This is a genomic window from Flavobacterium hydatis (assembly GCF_000737695.1).
GTDB lineage: Bacteria > Bacteroidota > Bacteroidia > Flavobacteriales > Flavobacteriaceae > Flavobacterium > Flavobacterium hydatis.
Map to the genome: position 1 here is coordinate 37,790 of NZ_JPRM01000035.1, position 23,152 is coordinate 60,941.

At 33.8% G+C, this 23,152-nt stretch carries 16 protein-coding genes; 11 read left to right on the plus strand and 5 right to left on the minus strand.

Annotated elements, in window-relative coordinates; all coding sequences use genetic code 11:
* Positions 1 to 4: 4 nt before the first annotated feature.
* The 3 genes from IW20_RS18840 to IW20_RS18850 all read left to right on the plus strand — a co-directional run bounded on the left by IW20_RS18840 (position 5) and on the right by IW20_RS18850 (position 4,774).
* Positions 5 to 3,154, plus strand: a complete 3,150-nt coding sequence (locus IW20_RS18840; protein WP_035626005.1) for an efflux RND transporter permease subunit — start codon at positions 5 to 7, stop codon at positions 3,152 to 3,154.
* A 95-nt stretch (positions 3,155 to 3,249) separates the two neighbouring features.
* Positions 3,250 to 4,338 (plus strand): efflux RND transporter periplasmic adaptor subunit, encoded by a 1,089-nt coding sequence (locus tag IW20_RS18845; protein WP_035626008.1) that lies wholly within the window; start codon positions 3,250 to 3,252, stop codon positions 4,336 to 4,338.
* A gap of 4 nt (positions 4,339 to 4,342) precedes the next feature.
* Positions 4,343 to 4,774, plus strand: coding sequence for a hypothetical protein (locus tag IW20_RS18850; RefSeq protein ID WP_035626011.1), 432 nt, complete (start codon positions 4,343 to 4,345; stop codon positions 4,772 to 4,774).
* A gap of 239 nt (positions 4,775 to 5,013) precedes the next feature.
* Here the strand turns inward: IW20_RS18850 and IW20_RS18855 are convergent, their stop codons facing one another.
* From IW20_RS18855 to IW20_RS18865, 3 genes are all read right to left on the minus strand, one after another.
* The gene (locus tag IW20_RS18855) at positions 5,014 to 5,724 is read right to left on the minus strand and encodes a DUF4386 domain-containing protein (protein WP_035626014.1); all 711 of its coding nucleotides are present in this window, start codon (positions 5,722 to 5,724) and stop codon (positions 5,014 to 5,016) included.
* 45 nt (positions 5,725 to 5,769) lie between these two features.
* Entirely contained in the window at positions 5,770 to 6,201 is a 432-nt protein-coding gene (locus tag IW20_RS18860; RefSeq protein ID WP_035626017.1) for a DUF6326 family protein, read from the minus strand.
* A 186-nt stretch (positions 6,202 to 6,387) separates the two neighbouring features.
* Positions 6,388 to 6,837 carry a GNAT family N-acetyltransferase gene (locus IW20_RS18865; protein WP_035626019.1) on the minus strand — a complete coding sequence of 150 codons (450 nt, stop codon included), beginning with the start codon at positions 6,835 to 6,837 and terminating at the stop codon, positions 6,388 to 6,390.
* A 172-nt stretch (positions 6,838 to 7,009) separates the two neighbouring features.
* On the opposite strand from IW20_RS18865, the gene pdxR reads away from it, so the two are divergent.
* The 3 genes from pdxR to IW20_RS18880 all read left to right on the plus strand — a co-directional run bounded on the left by pdxR (position 7,010) and on the right by IW20_RS18880 (position 10,294).
* Positions 7,010 to 8,473 carry a MocR-like pyridoxine biosynthesis transcription factor PdxR gene (gene pdxR / locus IW20_RS18870; RefSeq protein ID WP_035626021.1) on the plus strand — a complete coding sequence of 488 codons (1,464 nt, stop codon included), beginning with the start codon at positions 7,010 to 7,012 and terminating at the stop codon, positions 8,471 to 8,473.
* A gap of 100 nt (positions 8,474 to 8,573) precedes the next feature.
* Positions 8,574 to 9,401 carry an NAD(P)H-binding protein gene (locus IW20_RS18875; protein WP_035626023.1) on the plus strand — a complete coding sequence of 276 codons (828 nt, stop codon included), beginning with the start codon at positions 8,574 to 8,576 and terminating at the stop codon, positions 9,399 to 9,401.
* Positions 9,402 to 9,532: 131 nt separating this feature from the next.
* Complete coding sequence (locus tag IW20_RS18880; RefSeq protein ID WP_035626027.1) at positions 9,533 to 10,294, plus strand: hypothetical protein; 762 nt, start codon at positions 9,533 to 9,535, stop codon at positions 10,292 to 10,294.
* A gap of 47 nt (positions 10,295 to 10,341) precedes the next feature.
* Here IW20_RS18880 and IW20_RS18885 read toward each other — a convergent pair whose 3' ends face one another.
* Positions 10,342 to 11,286: a Dyp-type peroxidase gene (locus tag IW20_RS18885; protein ID WP_035626030.1), complete on the minus strand. Its 945-nt coding sequence runs from the start codon at positions 11,284 to 11,286 to the stop codon at positions 10,342 to 10,344.
* A 583-nt stretch (positions 11,287 to 11,869) separates the two neighbouring features.
* Here IW20_RS18885 and IW20_RS18890 point away from each other — a divergent pair.
* Positions 11,870 to 13,273 (plus strand): site-specific integrase, encoded by a 1,404-nt coding sequence (locus IW20_RS18890; protein ID WP_035626032.1) that lies wholly within the window; start codon positions 11,870 to 11,872, stop codon positions 13,271 to 13,273.
* A 291-nt stretch (positions 13,274 to 13,564) separates the two neighbouring features.
* On the opposite strand, the gene IW20_RS25540 is transcribed toward IW20_RS18890, so the two are convergent.
* Positions 13,565 to 14,740: a leucine-rich repeat domain-containing protein gene (locus IW20_RS25540; protein ID WP_051885967.1), complete on the minus strand. Its 1,176-nt coding sequence runs from the start codon at positions 14,738 to 14,740 to the stop codon at positions 13,565 to 13,567.
* Positions 14,741 to 15,262: 522 nt separating this feature from the next.
* Here IW20_RS25540 and IW20_RS18905 point away from each other — a divergent pair.
* The 4 genes from IW20_RS18905 (at position 15,263) to IW20_RS18920 (ending at position 22,500) form a co-directional block, all read left to right on the plus strand.
* Positions 15,263 to 16,051: a hypothetical protein gene (locus IW20_RS18905; protein WP_035626035.1), complete on the plus strand. Its 789-nt coding sequence runs from the start codon at positions 15,263 to 15,265 to the stop codon at positions 16,049 to 16,051.
* Between the two features lie 622 nt (positions 16,052 to 16,673).
* Complete coding sequence (locus IW20_RS18910; protein ID WP_035626037.1) at positions 16,674 to 19,688, plus strand: HD domain-containing protein; 3,015 nt, start codon at positions 16,674 to 16,676, stop codon at positions 19,686 to 19,688.
* Between the two features lie 35 nt (positions 19,689 to 19,723).
* Positions 19,724 to 21,649 (plus strand): AbiJ-related protein, encoded by a 1,926-nt coding sequence (locus IW20_RS18915; protein WP_035626039.1) that lies wholly within the window; start codon positions 19,724 to 19,726, stop codon positions 21,647 to 21,649.
* Positions 21,646 to 22,500: an HNH endonuclease gene (locus tag IW20_RS18920; protein WP_051885969.1), complete on the plus strand. Its 855-nt coding sequence runs from the start codon at positions 21,646 to 21,648 to the stop codon at positions 22,498 to 22,500. Before IW20_RS18915 ends, IW20_RS18920 begins: the two co-directional genes overlap by 4 nt.
* Positions 22,501 to 23,152 lie beyond the last annotated feature (652 nt).

Genomic DNA, 23,152 nt, shown 5'->3' on the forward strand with positions numbered 1-23,152 from the left:
AATTATGAATTTAATACGTTTTGCCTTGCGCAAGCCCATCTCGATTATGGTGATGGTGCTAGGGCTTTTATTCTTCGGAATTAAAGCTACCAAAGATATAAAGGTAGATATTCTGCCAGATATGAATCTTCCAGTCGTGTATATTGCCCATTCATTTAATGGCTATACACCACAACAAATGGAAGGTTATTTTACCAAGATGTACGTAAACATGATGTTGTTTACAAGCGGAATCGAAAGCATCGAAACCAAGAATACACAAGGACTTACCTTAATGAAAATAAACTTTTATGAAGGTACAGATATGGGGCAGGCTATTGCCGAAATCAATGCTTTGTCTAACCGTTCTCAGGTATTTTTACCGCCGGGAGCTCCGCCTCCATTCATCATCAGATTTGATGCATCATCGCAACCTGTTGGACAATTGGTTTTCAAGAGTAATTCAAAAACCAATAACGAGTTACAGGATATTGCCAACTTTACGGCTCGACCATTTTTGATTAAAATTCCGGGATTAACCACCGCACCACCCTTTGGCGGAAGCCCAAGAACTATCGAAATAAACATCGACCCGAATAAATTACGTACGCATCAATTAACTCCTGAGCAAATTGTAGAAGCTATTAGTCGCAATAATATTACCTCACCATCTGGTAATATATACATTGATGATATTAATTATTTAACGCCTACAAACAATACAATTAAAGAAGTTGCCGATTTTGGAAATATTCCAATTTTTAAAGGCGGAGTTGAGAATGTCTATATCCGCGATGTAGCAACTGTAAAAGATGGAGCCGATATTACAACAGGTTATGCCTTGATTAACGGAACACGATCTGTATATATTAATATTGCAAAATCAGGTAATGCATCGACTTGGGACGTGGTAAGAAATTTAAAGAAAGCCATCCCGATGATTCAGAATAATTTACCAGACGATGTTACAATTTCTTATGAGTTTGACCAATCTGTATATGTTATCAATGCCGTAAAAAGTTTGATACTCGAGGGCGTATTAGGCGCACTATTAACCGGATTAATGGTATTACTATTCTTGCGTGATAACAGAGCTGCCTTAATTGTAGTCTTAACAATACCTATTTCGATTATTTCTGGTGTATTATTCCTTAAATTGTTTGGGCAAAGTATCAATATTATGTCCTTATCAGGATTGGCACTTGCTATAGGAATCTTGGTTGACGAAAGTACTGTTACTATCGAAAACATCCACCAACATCTTGCAATGGGCAAGACAAAAGCCAAAGCAATTCTAGATGCTTGTCGCGAAATTGCCTTTCCTAAATTATTGATACTACTTTGTATTTTGGCAGTATTTGCACCAGCATTTATGATGACAGGAATCCCAGGTTCATTATTCATGCCATTGGCACTTGCTATAGGATTCTCGATGATTTTATCATTTATCCTATCACAAACCTTTGTTCCCGTAATGGCAAACTGGTTAATGAAAGCCAAAGAAGAAGGTCACGAACACAAAGAAGACAGATTTGATAGATTTAAAAATCGCTTTGTAACGTTCTTACAATCTATAATGGAGAAACGCAAAACCATATTAATTGTCAGTTTTGTTGTAGTAGCCTTAGGTATTTTTGTAATGTATAGTAATACAGGAAAAGATGTATTACCAACCGTAAACTCAAGTCAGTTCCAGGTACGTATAAAAGCACCCGAAGGAACTCGAATCGAAAAAACAGAGCTAAAAATTAAACAGGTTTTACGTGAGCTAGAAACGGTAATTGGCAAAGACCATATTGCAATTTCTTCTGTATTTATCGGTCAGCATCCATCATCATTTGCGGTAAGCCCAATTTACTTATATAATGCAGGACCACACGAAGCGTTGATGCAAATTGCATTAAAAGATTTTGACGGAAACACCAATGATTTAAAAGAAAAAATCCGTCACCACATGAAAACAAAAATGCCCGAATTGCATTTTTCTTTCGAACCAATAGAACTAACAGAAAAGATACTTAGCCAAGGAACTAATACGCCTATCGAAGTTCGTTTTTCTGGAATGATGAAAAAAATGAACATCATGTATGCCAATAAATTACTGGCAAAACTAAAAGAAATTGACTATTTAAGAGACCAGCAAATTCCGCAATCATTGAGCTATCCAGCGTTCGAAATTAATATCGACAGAATGAGAGCTGCACAATTAGGAATCGATGCACAAGATATTGCTCGTTCATTAGTACCAATTACAGCATCTTCACGCTATACAAGCAAGAATATGTGGGTAGGTGGAATGATGGGAATTGCTTACGATGTACAAGTACAAACGCCACAAAATATACTAACCAGTAAGGACGAATTACTTAATGTTCCATTAGGAAAAAACTCCGACCGACCAGTTCTTGGCGATGTAGCAACCATAACCCCAACAAAAGTTTTGGGCGAAAGTTACAATCTAGGAACAATGGGTTACACGCCTGTTACGGCAAACATTCATAATGCCGATTTAGGCCGTGCGCAAAAAGATGTACAAGCAGCAATTGCCTCATTAGGAGAATTACCAAAAGGAGTAAATATTCAAATCTCAGGAATGGTACCTGTATTAGATGAAACCATGAGCAGCTTGGCATTAGGATTATTAATTGCCATTATGGTTATCTTCTTAATGTTGGCGGCAAATTACCAATCGTTCAAAGTTTCGTTTGTGATCCTAACAACCGTTCCATTTGTAATCTTAGGTTCATTGTTATTAATGAAACTAACAGGCTCAACATTAAACCTACAATCATACATGGGAATCATTATGTCCGTAGGAGTATCTATTGCCAATGCCGTATTATTAATAAGTAATGCCGAAACCTTACGTATGCAAAACGGGAATGCGTTAACCTCAGCCATTCAGGCAGCATCACTTCGTATTCGTCCAATTATTATGACATCGCTGGCAATGATAGCAGGAATGTTACCTATGGCTATAGGACATGGCGAAGGTGGAGACCAAGTCGCACCATTAGGAAGAGCCGTAATAGGCGGATTAATCGCATCCTCATTTAGTGTATTGCTCCTATTACCATTAGTATTTGTATGGATACAAGGCAAAGCATCGACACAATCCCCATCATTAGACCCAGAGGACGAAAACAGTACACATTATATAACATCAGAAAAATAAATTATCTACATATGAAATCGCCATGATTCGAAATCATAAACAATAATGAAGAATGGCGATACCATATTCCAATAAAAAACAAATATTATCTACATATGAAACTAATCTATTATATCCTTATCGGAATTGTATTTGCATCCTGCAATTCAGAAACTAAAAAGGCCGAAAAAACAGACGCAATGCCAATGATGATGATGCCAAATTTTGAAACAATAGCCATCAAAAAAAGCAATCCACTAGTACAATTAAAACTAGCTGGAGAGTTAGTTTCTGACCAAGAAACGGCTATTTATGCCAAAGTAAACAGTTATGTCAAGAAACTTCCTGTAGATATTGGCTCGATAGTAACCAAAGGACAAGTTATTCTTGTACTCGAAGCGCCAGAAATTCAGGCACAATTAGCATCGGCAAAATCAAAATGGAAAGCACAAGAAGCAATATACATTGCTACAAAATCCAATTACGACCGAATGTTCAAAGCAAATGAAACAAAAGGTGCCATTGCCAAAGATGCTTTAGACCAGATTACAGCAAGAAAACTAGCCGACCAAGCGCAACTAGAAGCTGCCAAATCAGCCTATCAGGAAATACAAATCATGAACGATTACTTAGTAATCCGAGCACCATTTAGCGGAATCGTTGCCGAAAGAAACATCGACTTAGGTTCGTATGTTGGCCCAATGGGAAAAGGTTCCGACAAACCTTTACTGGTACTTCAGGATAATAAGAAATTAAGAGTTTCCTTATCAGTTCCCGAGGCAAATACAGCCTTTTTAAACTTAGGCGATTCGATACATTTCAAGGTAAGTTCGATACCTCAGAAAAAGTATATGGCAAAAATATCTCGAAAATCAGGAGTCCTAGATTTCAAACTTCGTTCCGAACGTATCGAAGCCGATTTAATGAAAGTATATCCAGAACTAAAACCCCTAATGGTAATCGAAGCAATGATACCGTTGCAAGCAAAAGAAGCAACATTTTTTATTCCAAAAACAGCCCTAGTCGAAAGTAATATCGGTATGTATGTAATTCGCATCGAAAACGGAATGACCAAAAATATTCCCGTTTCAAAAGGACGTCCATTAATGGATAAAATAGAAGTATTTGGCGAATTAAACGAAGGCGATAACATACTCCTAAAAGCCACCGAAGAAATAGTAGAAGGAACAAAAATTAAAAAATAAAACGATGAAAACATATAGCAAATATCTAATTATAGCAGCAATTGCAGCAGTATTAATTTCTTGCAAAGACAAAGAAACCAAAGAACAAATCGCAGTACAAACCCCGCAAGAAGTGCCAGTACAACAAGATATTCCCAACATAGCAAAACATGTTCCTACCGATGAGGTATGTATGGTCAATGACAAACACATGGAAAAAAAGCAAATGGAAGTTCCCTTTGATGGGAAAATGTACTACGGATGTTGTGCAATGTGCGTAGAACGAATCCCAACCGACGAAAGCGTTCGTAAAGCAACAGACCCATTTACAGGAGAAAAAATCGATAAAGCCTCGGCATATATCGTATCATTAAACGAAGAAGGAAATGTCGCCTATTTTGCCTCCGAAGAAAACTTCCAGAAGTTTATGAAAGATAATCAACAGGCAACAAAATAACCTAGAAGTTTATAAATAAAATCTTAAATCAAAAATCCACTTTACTAACAATAAAGTGGATTTTTCTATTTTATAAAGTATCATTTTAAGGAGCTATTTCCAGCTATCCACTCTATCTTTTCTTTGTTAAAGAAACAAAGAAAAGGATGCCGTTTCTATCTGGGCTAGAACAATCAACATTATAAGGTTATATCCTTCTGAAATCAAAAATCGTTAGTCAAAAGTCTTAAATCATTTTACTAATTAACTACCGCTTTATTCTTTGCCCCCATAATCAATAACCACAAACAAGTTCCAATTTCCCCAATACTTGCTGGTAATCTTACCATAGAAGAAACCCCAAACTCAGCATAATTAGACAATAAAGAAAAACCCAAAAAGTTTATCAAGTAACTAAAGCAACCCAACATCAAAAAAAAGCCTAAAATCTTAGGTAAAAATCCCGATTTAAAAACCAAATACCCAAAAGGAAACAACCATAATCCCCAGAAAATCTGAACGATTAAATTTCCATAATCATATTGATTTAGATAAAACATTACCTGATTTTGCAACTGGTCATTTGTATACACTTTCTGAAGACTAGCGTCGCTAACAAGCGAAAGAACAGCAAACTTATTAAGCATATTTACAAAAGATATTGGTACACTTATAACTGCCAGAATAACCATAGCTTGAGCATAAGCCTTATTAACAGGTTTAAGCAATCGATACAAAGCAAGAGGAAGAAATATAAAGAAAGTATAACATATCAAACCACTTACAATACCAAGCCTAAAAAGAAATTGAGAATTTACAATGTTATTAAAAGTAGTCGCAGCATTATCCCAAACAATCAATTTTGACGGAATATAAGCCAAGCTAATAATTCCGGTTACAACAACAACGAGATATAATAAACCTGCAATTCTAGCCATCTCCTTATTCGAAGCTTTTATTTGATTTTCCATTATTTCCTTATTTATCTTAATTAATGATTATCGTTATCCTCCAAATCATAATTGCCTAGGCCATTTATACGCCTGCCAAACAATCAATATGGTAATAACACTTTCTACCAAAGCCAAAAACACATAAAAAGCCCACCACGGAGCAATTGTAGTCGCAGCAATTAATAACATAATAGCAGTATATATAATTCCGAAAATTATATTAAGTAACCTAGCTAACTTAGGTTTTAATAGTATCGACAAAAAAATCATCAAAGACGGGATTACCATTAGTATCGTTGCAGCAAACAATTTTACGGGGTTGTCAAGTATATTATCACCACTTACAAAACCCTGAATTTTGTTAGGAACATAAAGAGAAAAATAATCCCCATATATATAACAAAACATAACCGATGCCCATAAAGCCGAAAGTTTGATTCTTACATTTACTTTGAAATCTTCAAATCCGCCTGTATTAATTTCTTTTGCACTCATATTAAACACTTTAGTTATTTCAGTATGACGAGGTTAAGCCTATTATGTTACAATGCCTTTTTATTTTATTTAAGAAAAATTTCAACCTCTCAAATTTAAGCAAAAGCAAAAAGAGCTGCTCCAGTTATTCTGAGACAGCTCTTTTTATAATTACAAGTTATATTAGATTATTCTATACTACATTTATTAAGCATTCTTCCACCAATTATAATAGTTATGATCCTGATCTAATTCGAAACCACATTTAGGATATAAAATATTACCAATTTCGTTTGTCTTTTCAGTTTCTAATAACAAACCACAAGCATCCGTTTCATCACAAAATTGCTTGCATCTATCAATTAAATCCTTAGAAAAACCTCGACCTCTAAAATCGGGTGCTACAAATAAATCGCTTAACAACCATTGTCGTTGCAATGCCTTATAATGAAATAAGGAATACAATTGTGCAAAACCAACAAATTTACCATCAGCTTTAATTAAAAAAGTAGTCGTTTCATTTTTACTGATTCTGTCTTTTAGGAAAGCCTTCCCTATTTCGACATTCGATTCTTGTCTATAAAAAACACGATAACTATTAAACAATTCTGCAAATTCATCCAAATGATCTAACGTAGCAATTTCAATGTGTTTCATAATTTAAAATTTTATTAATGATTTATAAAAGAGCAAATATCATTTATTACAGGAGTAATTAATTAATCCAGTTTTTACAAATAAATAGGTCCAGATATAATTACGAAATAATCATAAAAAGGCTAATTTTGAACCAAAAGAACATTCCTTTTTTTAATAAATAAAAGAACCGATGCTAAGAACCTGGAAGACTATTTTTAATATTTCATTTAATTCCGACCAAACCTTGGTAGAACAAATAAGCGAAGTAATCCGAAAAGAAATTATTAAAGGAAGACTAGAAAGAGGAACACCATTACCGGGAAGCAGAGTTCTAGCCGAAGATATTGGAGTAAATCGAAAAACAGTTGTTTTTGCCTACGAAGCACTTATAGAAGAAGGCTGGCTAGAGAGCAAACACAAATCTGGAACCTATATTTCCCAGAACCTCCCCCTGATAAAAAAACACCAAACCAACCCTTCACAAAAAGCAAGTACTTTTGAACATATACATTACAATCCTTTTTACCTTACCGACCATGCCCTCGAAGGAAGTCGTATTGTTTTTAATGAAGGAGGTCCAGACACACGACTTGTCCCACTTAACGAGTTATCGAGAGCATACAAACGTATCTTTCAGCGCAAAGGAAAATGGGGATTACTAGGGTATAGCAGCGAAAAAGGAGATTATAAACTCCGGGAAATGCTCTCCGTAATGCTTTCTAGAGATAGAGGACTTAACGTAAAACCAGATACAATATGTGTAACCCGAGGAAGCCAGATGGCAATATATCTTGTTGCCAAAGTTCTTATAAAATCTGGCGATACAGTAGTAGTCGAAAATCCTGGATATTATGCCGTACAAAAGATATTCCGCGAAACAGGAGCTAACATAAAAACAGTCGAAATAGACAAAGACGGAATCAATGTTGACGCACTTGAACAATTATGCCGTAAGACAAAAATAAAAGCAGTATACGTTACGCCACATCATCAATTTCCCACTACAATTACCATGAAAGCGGGACGAAGAATACAATTATTAGAACTATCCTTAAAATATAATTTTGCCATAATCGAAGATGATTACGACCACGAATACCATTTTGGCGCAGGAAATAACCTCGCATTGGCTAGTAACGAAAAATCAGATAATGTTATTTATATTAGTTCGTTAAGCAAACTTTTAGCGCCAGCAATACGTGTAGGTTACGTAACTGGACCAGCTGCTTTTATGGAATCTCTAGTAAATTTACGTGTACAAATCGACCGCCAAGGAGATACTATTCTGGAACACGCCATAGCCGAATTAATGGAAGACGGAACCATAAAAAGACATGCCCGCAAAGTCGTAGCGATTTACAAAGAAAGACGTGATGTAATGGAATCTTGTTTGCGTGAGAATTTTGGAGACGCCATTACTTTTAATAAACCAGCTGGAGGATTAGCTTTTTGGATAAAATTTAATGAGCAAATAAACCTCATCCAATATATTGCACTATTGGAACAAAAAGGAGTTCAAATTGTACCTCCAAACAGTTTTTATCTGGACAACCAACCATATAATTCTATCAGACTTGGTTATGGTTCCTTAAACAAAGAAGAACTTACTGAAGGATTAAAAATCATGGGAACCGTTTTTAAAGAATTAAAATAAACCAACAATTCTTTCCAAACAAATCTTAATTCTTTTAAGACAAATGATTTAGCCATAATACAAACACCTTTGTATCTGTATTCACTTAAAAAATATTGACATGGACACAAAGAAAATTTTAGTACTTGGTGCAACTGGAAAAACAGGTCGCAGAGTAGTCGAAAGATTAAAAAAAGTAACCGATGTAGAAGTTCGATTAGGTTCAAGAAACGAAAAAACACCTTTCGATTGGGAAAATCCTGAATCATGGGCAGCGGTTATCAAAGATATAAATTCCGTTTATATTACTTTTCAGCCGGATTTAGCCATTCCCTCAGCAGAAGATACAATTAGAAGATTTACCAAATTTGCAGTACAAAATGGCGTACAAAAAATGGTGTTATTATCTGGCAGAGGCGAAAAAGAAGCACAAATTTGCGAAGAAATTGTAAAAGCTACTGCCAAACATTGGACAATTGTAAGAGCAAGTTGGTTTAATCAAAACTTTAGCGAAAGCTTCTTTCTAGAACCTATTCTCTCAGGAGTTGTAGCCTTACCAAGAGCCGAAACACTAGAACCATTTACAGATGCAGATGACATTGCCGATGTTGTAGTCGAATCACTTTTGCATGATATCCACAACGGACAAACCTATGAACTTACAGGCCCACAACTACTAACATTTGAGCAGGCTGTCGCCGAAATTGCCAAAGCAACAAACAGAAACATTATTTTTCAAGCGTTGACTTTAGAACAATACAATCAAATGCTAAAAGAATACCAATTACCCGAAGATTATATTTGGTTAGTAAATTATCTTTTTGAGCAAGTACTCGACGGAAGAAATTCAAGTGTCACCAATGATATTGAAAAAGTCCTTGGCAGAAAACCAAAAGATTTTACTACCTATGCACTCGAAATTGCCAAAACTGGAATTTGGAATATCTAAATGCTTTAAACCTAAAATGTCAGTCTTTGTGATGATAAATTTAAAGAAAATAGACTACAAAGTATTGCAATTGATTTTCAAACAGTTAACACTTTAGTTCCTGGCATTGGTAGAGTTATAAACCCCTAATTATGAGATTACGAGAGTTAAAAAACAAATATGAAGGCTGCGTATTTAATGAGATATCAGACCAAAATTTAGTTGACAAAGCAGCTGAATGGGAATACCATTCGCCTATTCGCCTAAGTGGAATAATAGCAATTGGATGGTTTTCAGATGATAATATTTTTGTAATTAATTTAGATGGAATTTTTATTTATGATATTCTTAAAAAGAATATTATATTTAGTGATTATGAGGATTCATTTAAAAAAAATATATCTGATGATAATCTGACTTATTTTGTTCAAAGTAAGTCTGAAACTGTATCTATTTTTGGATTAAGAGGTGGAGGTGGAAATTTATTAGCAAAAGATAATACATGGAAGATAGAAGTTTTTGATATTGCTTGGAATATCAAGGTGCCTAGCCTCTTAAATTATAGGAATGGAAAAAAATATTTTTTAGAATTGCAGCAAAATAGTTATGAGGGAAATAAATATTTAGGTTTTTCAAAGTCAGAAAATTATTTTCTAATTATGGGGGATGGAGGTGTTGACATTTTTTCCCGATTACCTGATTACAATGAACCAGATGGCTCAGATATATCACTCGACGATAGTGCGGAAATTCTTTCTGCACCTGCAACAATAAAACACAATTCGAATCATAAAAAAAAAGCAACTCGTAGCTGGGTTGCTTTTTTATATACAACTAAATTACACACAATAATGAGAAGAAATTTTTCAATACTTCAAAAGAAATATTTAAGCAAAACCCAGCAAAAAAGATAGCCTAAAGCTATCTTTTGTTATTTAATTCAAAAAAAGTGATCCAAAACTTAAGAATCAGAATCACCAGAATATTGGTCTAATAAATCTAAAGTTGGTACAAAAAATAATGTGCCTGTTTCTGTTGTACTAAAATCCAAAATTCTATCATAATTTCCCTGTGGATTCCCGATGAACATATTTTCTAACATTTTTCTGGTAGTGCTAAATTTACTAGCATAAGAAATAAAGTAAGTCCCAACTTCACCCTTAGATGGATTCCCAAAAGGCATATTATCTCTTACAATCTTAAGTTCATTACCATCATCATCCGTTATAGCAGTAAGAGCGCTATGAGAGTTTGTAGGTTTTACATCATCATCCATTTCAATATCATTCATTTTAGATCTACCAATTACTTTCTCCTGATCTTCTGTCGATAAGTTTTCCCAATTTTTCATATTATGGAAATATTTTTGAACAAATAAATAACTCCCTCCTTTATAGGCAGAATCCTCATCGCCTACAACAGCAAAAAATTCTCTTTCATCTCCTATCGGATTTTCAGTACCATCGACAAAACCAATAATAGAACGGCCATCCCAATACCTAAATCCATGAACTTCTTCCTGACATTCTGCAACAGATTCTAAAACATTTGAAATAGCCATAGCCATATCAAAACAAATAGCCACATTTTGGGCTCTTAAATGAAAATGAAGATCTCCACCAGTAGCCTTTGCTGTATGTTTACCTCCTATTATAGACTCAAAATTAACCAATTCCTTTGGTAAAGGTGTTGGTAAACCAAGTCTTATCCATGCATCATGCCCCACCCCCATTACACAACTGCTTCGTCCATTTGGAATTCTTATTGTGTAAGAATTATTTAAATTACTTACCAAAGAACAAAGTTTCTCGAATGTAGATTTTATATCTACCTGGTTTTTAAAATTCCAAACCATGAAAATAGTGTTATTGTTTGGGTAATCAGTAACGTTTTGCGATTGATCCATATTGATATTTATATGTTATTTAACCTTTTCCAGACAATCGATACAAATTAGTAATTCTGCTGTATCAACAAGATATAAAGTTATGAAATTAATAAACAAAAAAACGCCAATAACAATTTCATCCAAGACTAAACCTAAAAGTTAACTCGACGCATAATTAGATAGAAATAAAATCTTAAAACCATCTAAAAAGCAGAAAAGACACAAGGTCAGATAATTACCCAAAATCCAACAAAAAAGATAGTTCAAAACCTCCTTTTTTTGTTTGCTTCAAAAAGCTATCTTCACACCGTCGTTTTGATTCCTATTTAAAATTAGAAACTTAATTAAAGGCCTCATAATTTTAACATACACAAAAGACTGATATAAAGCACTAAAAAACACCATAAATTACTTATCTATAGAAAGGATTATTCTAAAAATAAGAATTCAGCAATAATGGCACTTTTCCAGCATTTAAAAGACTTCACAAAGATTTACAAAAAACAAAACAATCAAAATATATCATTTTTTTTCATTTAATACCACAAAATTAGAGACCTAATTAGAGACCTATTAAATTTTTAATGTATCTTTGATTATCATGAAAGCAATTACTTATCGTTATAAATTGAAAGCTAAAAGTCAAGTACTTGAGCGTCGGACTAGCCCTGAATTGGTGCTCGCTGAGGTCAGTGGTTCCTTTGTAAATAAAGTAGACGGAAAAATTAGCTACAAAAAATTTCAATACTCTTTAGAAGTAACAATTTTACCAAAATATTTTGGTGTAATCCGAGAAAAAAGAGGTGTTCGAAATTATGTTTATGACTTACAGACAATTAAAACATATGAGAAACGCAATAAACTGTTAAGAATTAGGCTATCCGATTTTGAATCAAATATAATAGCTACTGCGTCTCATTTTAAAAATGAAGAACCAAGTCCAGAAGAAGTCAAAAATTATCTTCTTCTAATTAGTGGGAGAGATAAAAGAAAACCAGAAGAAAATTTTATAATACTAAACTTTCTTAGCGACCATATTAGTTATTTAGAAAACCTTGTTGGTAGTGCACGCAAAGATGAAGTCAAAGAAGCCACTATTAACTCTTTTAGAAATCTTATTCCGATAATAAAACGTTACGAAGAAGTAAAAAAGATTAAACTAACATTTGATAAAATCAATGAAACGCTATATCGAGAAATTTGGGAAGTATTAAATAATATTAGAACTGGCAAAATTTTAGTAAATAGTTACAAACTAGAGCCAAAAGAAGCACTTGCAGCGAACACATTAAAAGCATACCAAACATATTTTATACTACTTTGCAAAGCTGCTAAAAAACTAGACATAAGAATCCCATTAGATCTATCAGACAAAAATTTAATTAATGCTTCTACAAGAAATAAATCTGCAAAAACTGAAGCGTTTCTTAAAGAAGAGGAAATCCTAAAAGTAATAGAATACATACCCACATCAAAACATTTGGAACTAGTTAAAAACTATATCCTAATAGCCAGCCAAACTGGTATGCGCCTCCAATCAATGCAGGAAGCAAAAGGTAGAACAATTCAAATATGTGATGAAAATAAAAACATTTTCTACTACATACACACTATCCAAGCTAAAACAGGAACAGAATGCTATACTCCCTTATTTTCCACAGCACTAAAAATCATTCAAAAAAATAATGGTACTTTTCCCGATTTTTCAAACATTAGTCTCGCTAATCTTAATATCAACATCAGAAATATACTTAAATCTATTGAAGTCGAAAACAGTAACTTATTCAGTACTCACAATTTAAGAAGCTCTTTTGTTAGTAATTTATCTTTATTAAATGTTCCTGAGATGATTATAAGCTATGTTACTCACCCATCCAAGAGAAGTAATTCTTCAAGCGTCCATATCTATGACAGAAGAGATATGCTAGACAAAGCTAAAATGTTTGCTGCAGAAATAATTAGGGCAAATAAAGTAAAACCATCAAAATTATATACTTTCAGATAAAGAGGGATTCGAACAAAACCGTCATATCTCGCTTTTATACTGCATTTCTAATATTTTCTTTCTGCTGTGCTACGATTCTGCCACAAAAATTTTCACTGTTTTTATAAATCTTGAAATTTTCACTGTAATTTATCCGTTTAATTTTAGGTTATAATGATTCAACTGATTCAATACTAAAAGTACGCTTTTTTTTATTACACAAAATGATTAAATATGTTGAAACCTTATAAACGAGGTGACAGGGAATGGAAGAATTACTTATATTGGGTTTTGTGGTGGAAGGTCTCAATTTTATTGAATTAACTGCTCTATTCTCTCGGTCAGCTTGAGCAAAACTTTTTCCTGTTCATGTTCAGATAACCCGGAAAGAGCTTCTGACGGTGCATTAACGGCCTGTAAATCGCTTATTCCAATCTGGTTTGAAAATCTGCAGGGACGGACAATTATCGAAAGAAGTATAGTACCGTTTTCATTTGCATTATTCAGCAATTCTGGGATCTCTTTTCCTTGAATAAAATCTGAGGCCAGAAAATCTGTGGAAACAATTAAGATTGCAACTTTTGCTCTGTTTAATGCTTTGGTAATTTCATCCTTCCATTTATCTCCAGCTGCTATCTTATTGTCATCCCAAACTTCAAAATCAAATTCTGTCTGATGTTTAAGTACTTTTATATGAGTCTGTACCTTTTCTAGCCATATTTTATCCTTATGACTGTAACTTATAAAAATGCTGGTTTTTGAGGTTTTATTCATGTTTACTGGAATTGTTTTGTTTTTATCATTTTTTATTAAAGGCAATGAATTTATTAATCGGCTGATATCGTTTGTATCGCCTATCTGTTGAAAAGTTCTTAAAGAGTTTCCTTTTATTATTGTAAGTGCCAAATAATTGTGATCCAGCATTGTTCTGTCTAAAATTGGACTGTACGCATATATGCCCTGCAGGTTTTTTAGGTTGACATAAAGTGTACTTAGCATTGCATTTTTTAATGGAAGCTGGCATATCCATAGATGTTTCAGATTTACTAATGCCATGAGGGGCTCGGGTAATTCGGAGAATAGATTTTTTGACAGATTTATTGAGACTAAACTATTTAATTTAGAAAATTCATCTGGCAAAGTCTTAAGTTTATTACCTGCTAAAAATATTTTTCTCAAGTGCTGCAGCTTTAAAACCTGACGCGGCACAGTTTTAATCTGGTTATTATTTAAATTTAAAGTGTGGAGCTTTCTTAGTTCACAGAGCTTAGCAAAGAAATTAGAAATTTTATTATTTGAGATATCTAAAACTTCAAGTTTTTTTAATTCTGAAATTTCCTTGGGGATATCCTTAATTAAGTTACCACTGAGATTCAGTGTTCGAAGATTCTTTAATTTAAATATCTCATGTGGGACTTCTTTTAAGTTTGAATTCGATAAATCTAATTTTGAAATATTTAAATTATTTGGTATTTTCTTTACTTCCATAAATCAAATTTAAAATATTTATCGTAAAAAAACTCATTTATTTTCTAAGGTGATTCTGCAGTCCCTTCGATATTGAGTCGGCGGCTATTTAATTTACTTCAAATACAGAAGGTTTTAGAACAAAAAAGCATGAGTATCATTGCTTTTATTTCCATACATTTGCATCTCCCATAGGAGGTATTGGGATTAATAAATCAAGATCAGGATGGGTCGCAGACAAGGTTTGTTTGCAAGTGGATTACAGACTGTTCTGCTTCGGCAGCCTCACGAATTCAAACACTAGTATTTGACTCCCGAGCCGCGAAAGATCGCACTCGGGATTTTTTTGAAATTGTTTAAGCTGAAAGTCTAAAAAATAAGTAACTTCTTATTTCAAAAGAGCAGTGTCTGTTTTAATTTGTTTTTTTAAGCCTCGATTCGGAGCTGCTATTTAGGTTTTCAATAATGGCGATGTTTGACGTAATCAGCTGTTTTGATTAATATTAAATATCAATCAGGCAATATACGTAAGTTTGATTTTTTTTGATTAGTATTGTAAGAATTATATATGATCTAGTGAAGGAGGTTAAGGAATTCGGTCAGATTATTGTAAATAGATACAGAAGTTCAATGCCAACAGTAGTTAAATCCGAAGAGATAGAGATTGATTATATTCTTCAGCAGTCTCACGGTAAATTTTTTGAAGACTTTATTCCCACGAGAATACCTTCAAGGATGTATGAAGCCATAAGAGTTTCAACAGACGGTCTGTCTTTTAAACTTATAGACAAAAACCAAAGAGACTTACTTTCATGTGTTAACGGTAATTTTACGAACTATAATGATATAGAATATTTTGAAATAACAGGGACCTATTCAAAACTTGAGCATAGAGGATTTCTGACGTATTTATTTGAAATTTTAGTTTATGAATATGACTATCACGTTCTGTCAGACGGGCAGCATTCCAGTCCCGGATCAAAAGAGTTCTGGCAGGCTCAGATAAAGAGGACTAAATTCAGCATTTACCGTCTAAATATAAAAACAAGCTATAAAAGAAAAGCTCATCGTTTCCAGCAAAAGGAAATATGGGGCGAACCCAAAAAAGTTAACTTTTACATAAGCAGCTTTATCGAGGAGGATGAAAGTGAAGGAGATGGAGAGAGAGAATTTGAAGACATGGATCTTTTAAACGCTGAGGTGGAGGCTTTAGATGAAATTATAACTGCAGATGATTTTACATACGAAGATCTAAATCCTGTATCACGAAATCAGGAAATATCATTTGAAGACATCAGACTAGTTGCCCAAAAATGGAAGGAGGAAACATAAACTGCGACTTATCATATATCTTTAATATAAAAGCATCTACTCATTGTTAGACGAGGAAAATAATGTTCTAAAAGTTTCGAACCTAAACTTGTTAGACCTTTTTTTGCTGGATTTCTTGTTTTAAAAAACAGCATGTGCCACGATTCTGCCACAAAACTTAGAATGGTCAAATAACTTTAAAAACTGTCTTAACTTTTGTGGCAAAAAAGGTATCCAATCCACTCCCTGTCAATCCCCAAAAGCCATGATCTATGCATATTGCAGGAATGATAAACCGTCTATACCTAAATTTGATATTTTTACAGTTTCAATTACTATGCTTTCATTTATGACTGCATGTTGTGCCAAGGCGGAAAAATTGATAAGCTGAAAAACGAAAGAAACAATTTTACTCATTTGTCTGGAATATTTAATTTTTTTGAGATACAATTTGATAGTGCTAAATTACATTTACTAATATTATTTTATTTGTTGACAATACAAGGGGTATAATATTTATTTCATGACAATTCCAAGATTATTATATTTACATCTTATAGCATAATTACGCGCCTTTCATATTTCGAGATGTAAGGAATCGATGTGCTGATTGAATTTCATAAAAATCTAATCTAATAAAAAAATGGGAAACTCTGTTGATGAAAGATTTACTAGTCTAAAATTGTGGAAACATTTTGAGACTGCGGCAGATCGCGAGCAGGTTATATTAGTAAGTAAACATATTGAACATGTACTTCCTCTACTAAATTATTTCACAACCGCATTTCCAACATATACATTGCATAATGGCCAGCATCAGAGAAATATCCTTTATCTTATGGGCGAGCTGCTGGGACCCGAATTAAGTGAAGTTTCAGCACTGGAATGTGCAGTTTTGATCCTTTCAGCATTCTATCATGACCTGGGGATGGTATTTACAGAAGAGGAATTGGATTCAGTTGAAAGTGAACCAAAATTTTTAATGTTCCTTGATCAGAATACCAAAGCAAGATTGAGTTATGAATCCAATGGCAAAAAAGCCGACAGAGAATTAATTGAATGGTACTGCAGAACAATGCACGCTGAAAGGGTATGGGTGTATTTGGATCAGGAGGATATTGATTTACCGCTTTTATGGAATGACCTTCCTTTTAAAACACAATTAGGCAAAGTCTGCGAGAGCCACAATTTATCGGTAAAAGATATAAAAAATAATGATGATGTATTTGTTACAGATTTTTTGGGAGAATGTGATTTAGTTTTCTGCTCTATACTGCTTCGTCTAGCAGATATTTTTGACTTCGATAATACAAGAAGCCCCAAAAGTGTATACGAGTTTCTTGGTCTGGACAAACCTAAAAATAACATCGAATCTGTCAGTAGAGCAGAATGGCAGAAACATTTAAGCTCGGGAGGATTTACCTTTCAAAGAAATGAAGATATATTAACTGTTCTTTTCAAAGCTGCGCCAAAGCACCCTTCTGTAGAAATAGAGATAAGAAATTTTCTAGATATTATAGAGATGGAACTGGCTGACTGCAATGAATTGAAAAGATTCTGTTCCAAAAAATGGAATGAGTTTAAACTGCCATCCAGTATCAACAGGGCCTGTATTTTAAGCACTAATTTCCGCTCTGGAAAATATCATTTTAGTTTGTCTCAGGATAAAATCCTAACCTTACTAACTGGAGAAGGACTATATAATGACCGGTATATTTTTTTACGAGAGTTACTGCAAAATTCTATTGATACCAGCAGGCACAGGGAGTTTAAGGAGAAAATTTCAAATTCCCGATTTACAGCAGATGAAATTGAAATATCCTATTTTACTGATACAGATGGATACAACTGGATCAGGATCGATGATTATGGAATGGGAATGACAGAGGATATTATTAGCAACCACTTACTGAAAAAGGGCGAGTCTTATTATAATTCAGATAAATTTAAACTTGAAAAACTTTTAATAAACCAGGCTTTTCACAATGATTTTGTTCCGATCAGCAGATTTGGCATTGGTATGCTTTCCTGTTTTATCATCAGTGATAAAATTGAAATAAGTACAAAACACATAAGCGAACCTGCAAATGCGTACAGGTTAACTTTGGAAGGGCAGAATGGCTACTTTATTTTTCAGTCCAGTAAAGATCATCATACTGCTAATCCAATGCCTAAAGAAAATGGTTTTGAAAAGGGTTTTCGTAAAAAAGCAGGAACCTCAATTGCAGTAAGGATTACAGGGAATATGGAATTCCATGGTTTTGATTTTAAAAAGCAGATCGAATCCTATGTGCTTTGTTCCCCCATTAGGATCATGTACGAAGGCGAACTCGTTGGGGGTGAATGGAAAGCGCTGCTTGAAGACCCATGGACAGAAAGCCATGTTGTAGAAGTTGAAAAATCTTTTATAGATAATATTGAATCCACATTCGATTTAAAGCTTCCAAAATCATTACAGCTGGAAATCGCAGCAGTAAATGTTGGAGAAAAATCGCTGGACCCTAATCTAAAGGGGCAGCTGGTTATGATATACCTAAAGATTGAAGAAATTATTTCCTTAAAAACACTGCCGACTTTCAGTATTGCCGCAAATGGAAAAGAGCTTGTTATCAAGGTCAGCAAAGCAGTAATAAAAGATGGCAAGTCGACCGATCTCTCAATAGAGCATAGGGATATAGATATTATATCCAGCTTAAATGTTCCTGAAAAGATAACTAACAGGCTTATGTATAATAATGAATATGAATATAGTTTTTCTAAAATCCAGTTAAGCCATAATGGTATAACTATTCACGACCAGGGAGATTTTTTCAGTTTAAATACAATATTTGGCAGAGAGCCAATACTAATGCATTCTTATGACAGACGAACTGTATACTCCGGAATACTTTATTTTCAGGACCGATTGCTGCCTTCTTTAACAGTTTCAAGAAACGAAATTAAGGACGTTACATTTGAGCTGTCTTTCAATGCATTGTATGCCCTTAGAGATTTAAATAAATTTGTTTATTATGATAATGATTTATATGATTTTTTCAGTAATCGTATCTCTATTATAAGTAGTCGCAGAATAATAAAGGAATCGGGAATTTATGAAAATAATAAAGATTATTGGGACAACGAACCTTTATATTTAATTGGCCGGGAAAAATTATCAGTAGTTCAAATAAAGGAATTACTTAAAACTTCTTCCGACTTTTTTGAAAATCCTTATTTCTACAGAAATGATGTTATTAATAATTTTGTTCTTTACATTTTAGAACAAAACTTTGAAGTTTATATTTCCATAAAAAAAATGACTGTTGGTCATATGACAGTGTATAAATTAACTATAGCAGAATCCCTGATACCAAATGAATTAAGACGTTTTAGGCCTTTTCGATTTTTTAAATTTGAAGAGGACAGGGTAGAACTATTAATAGGGGATAAAATAAATATCAACCACCGCTTTGTCCAATGGTATATTAAGGCGTCCGATCTTTTGTCGGATAAATTTAACTTTTATTCCTATCAGCTGATTCATATTTTGTATGATCCTGACACTGCGAAAGCAGTTTTAAACATTAACTCAATTTTAGACCGCCTGCGAAAAAGTTTACCACAGGATATTGCTCCTGATAAAGCAATAAATTTAAATGCTAAAGATTTTTATCTTTAACAAGAAAAGAACCTGATGTAAAACTCAAAAAACGAATGAAGCTAAGCAAAATCTTAAAAAGAGAAATACTCAAGAAAATTCTTGAGCAGCATAATCCATTTGGGGAATCGGATAATATAATGTCATTTCTTTCCCGTATCTGGGAATTAGACATTATGCCTTCGACTGACAGCCGATTTGAGGATGCTTTCGGTGATATTCAGCAGCATATTGTGTATAATGATGATTGGAATTTTGAATATTTATTTGAAGAAAGATTGGATCTATTATCCGATGATAAGCAGTTCAAAGTTTTTTTAGAGACGATTTTACATCCTGATATAAGGCAGACTGAGGATGAGATCATGAAGTTCTATTTAGTAATTAATCCTTATCTGGAGAAAGAGAAATACAGGTTTGTTATTGTAAATTACCTGAGGGATTTTCCTATTTACGAAATAAAATTAATAACGGACACTGATGATATTCCAGCAGATATAAAATTAAATGATATACCATTTTTTGTGGAATGGGAGCCTGACGGTCATAACGATAAATTTCATTCACATATTACACCTGAAGTATTTCCCTCGTTTGTCCTTGCGTTCAATGACGGCTGGAATGACTTTAGGCGAATGACCCAATTTTATCTTTTTTATTATCAGAGCGACTCCACTTTTCATAAGATTGGATATGTAAAAATAATGAATGGTACAGAGGAGACCCGTGATGTTTTAGGCGACAGCTTTACCAATCTTTCACAAGGATTTTGTTCCCTTGGACAGGAGTATGAATATTACGAAAAGTTGAAATTACATTTAGGGAAAAATTTTGAGAGTGTGCTTTGGGCTTTGAAAGATGCTGCGTTCTATCCTGAGGTGAATGATAAATTTGAAAAACATTTTACTTTTAAGAATTCTCTAATCCGTTTCGATCAGGCGGAACAGCTGTTAAGAGAAGCCAAGTACAGGATTTATGACTATAACCTTTCAAGTCTCTATAGTTTTAAATACACTTTTAAACCTAAATTTTCAAAAACCAGCGTTGATCTTGAATTTAACTTTGATAACGATGAGGACTTTGCCAATAGGATATATGCGCTGATTGGGAAAAATGGAACGGGAAAAACGCAGCTGATGACTTCCCTGCCATTTGATATTTCGCAAAAGGCAGATAATAAATTTATGCCCAGAACACCTCTGTTCAGCAAGGTCATATCAGTTTCCTACAGTGCTTTTGATACTTTTGAGATACCAAAGAAGACATCGAGTTTCAATTATTTATACTGTGGTTTGAAAGATGAGAATGGAGAACGGCTTTCAGAACGGCAGCAGATTATGCGTTTTCATTCTGCATGGAAACGTATAAAGACCCTTGAGCGCATGATACAATGGATTAAAATTCTTGAAAATTTCTTAGATCAGGAAATTCTGGATTTATTTATTGTATTGGATGAAAGCGGTGATTATGATGTTAGCCTGGAGGGATTTGGAAAAGCAAGGAAAATGCTCAGTTCAGGACAAAGCATCCTGCTTTATATTATTACCGAGATTGTGGCAAACATAAGATATGATTCCATTATACTCTATGATGAACCGGAAACCCATCTTCATCCTAATGCCATATCGCAATTGATGAACACTATTTATGCGCTGGTTAATAAATTTCAGTCTTATTGTATTATAGCTACACATTCGCCATTGGTTATTCAGGAGTTATTGTCCAGAAATGTTTATGTAATTGAGAAAGAAGGTTCAGTCCCATCAGTTCGCAAACTGTCTTATGAAACTTTTGGAGAAAACTTAACGGTCTTGACAGAGGAAATTTTTGGAAACAGGTCGGTTCCAAAGCAGTACAAGAAAATTCTTCAAAAACTGGTTGAAAAAGGCAATACTTTTGAGGAAATCCTGGATATTGTTGAAGCTGATGATATTCCCTTAAGCCTAAATGCAAGACTTTTTCTTAAAAGTATTGAAAAATGAGAAACCTGAAACCATACAATGAAGATACAATTTCATTCTTTGATGAGGTTGTTTCGGCGCGTAGAAATTCCGTTGCAGATCCTGAATTTCTCACTCGAATAGTAACTTACAGGCCGGGACTGATTCTTGCCTATACAGCATATGACGAATGCTGTGCTGCACAGTCATTGATGACAGCGAGAGCTTTGGGACATGTAAATCCAACTAAGGGGGACCTGCTGAAATTATATAGTTATAAAGCAAATGTTTTTAAAAAACTGCAGCTTAAATTAACTACCGATGAAAATGACCGGCTTTTAAATACTTGTCAAAACTGCACAATTAATGAAATAAATTCCTTTGATCATATATTGCCTAAAGATGAATTTTCAGAATTTGCAGTCAATCCGAAAAATTTGTTTCCTTCCTGCACACAATGTAATGGTTATAAGAGTTACGTATGGCAGCAAGGCGGTATCGGCTTGTTTCTTAATTTATTTCTGGATATCCTTCCACAGGAGCAGTACTTATTTGCCAATGTTATTGTAGGAGACGAAGTTCAAATTAATTATACGATCGAGAACAGATTTGGAATGGATGCTGGATTATTTGCTTTGATTGTCTCACATTATGGACGGCTGCATCTGCCAAGCCGATTTAGTAAAAACAGTGACAGTATTATAACGGAATTGATAAATTCTATTTTGTCAATAAAAAATGAATTGGACAAAGAGAAAATTAAGCAGGTAATTATTGGGAAAGCGGAGAGGGATCTTAATAAGTTTGGTTATAATTACTGGAAAGCGATAACGGTAATTGCTCTGATAAATTCAGAAGATTTTTATCAATTTGCGTCAGATCAGGAAGACTAATTATATCCTTTAGTTAGATAATAAATATACAAATAGAAAACAGATGCGTAATTATTGATAAATGTGATGCAGCTAAGTGTTAAAATGTATTTTTGATTTTATTAATTATCTAATTTTATCATGGAATTAATAATTTGACAATTTAAATATAATAGAAATGGAAACAGCAATTAAACTGCAGGTTAGTAAGAAGTTAAATACTCAGCAGCAACTGGATATATCAAATTAAAAGGAAGTTTAATTTCTAAGGGCTACACTGAAATTATTCATACTCTGGATAAGGATCACGAATTTCACATTTATTCATTTGAAACGCCTGTGGAGCGTAGGGATGAAGTGCAGGATTTCATAAAAGCTTTCATCAATCAGGCTGATCTGGCGGATACTGTAGCAATTAAATGATAAATAAAAATAAAACAGGGTAATTTGAAAAAAAATGGATACAGTGTTTTGGCATATTTTATTATCTATAACTTAAATAGGTTTTAATTTGTATGCTGTAATTTTTTCTATCGTGTTTACGTAGTCATCTGGCAGACCGATAAACTCAACCACTTTTAAATTTACAGTGCAGTTTGAATCTCCTCTCCAGTGTGACAGCTGCAATCCCTGTGTGGATCCTTTCGCGTAATAACCCAGGTGAATTGCAATT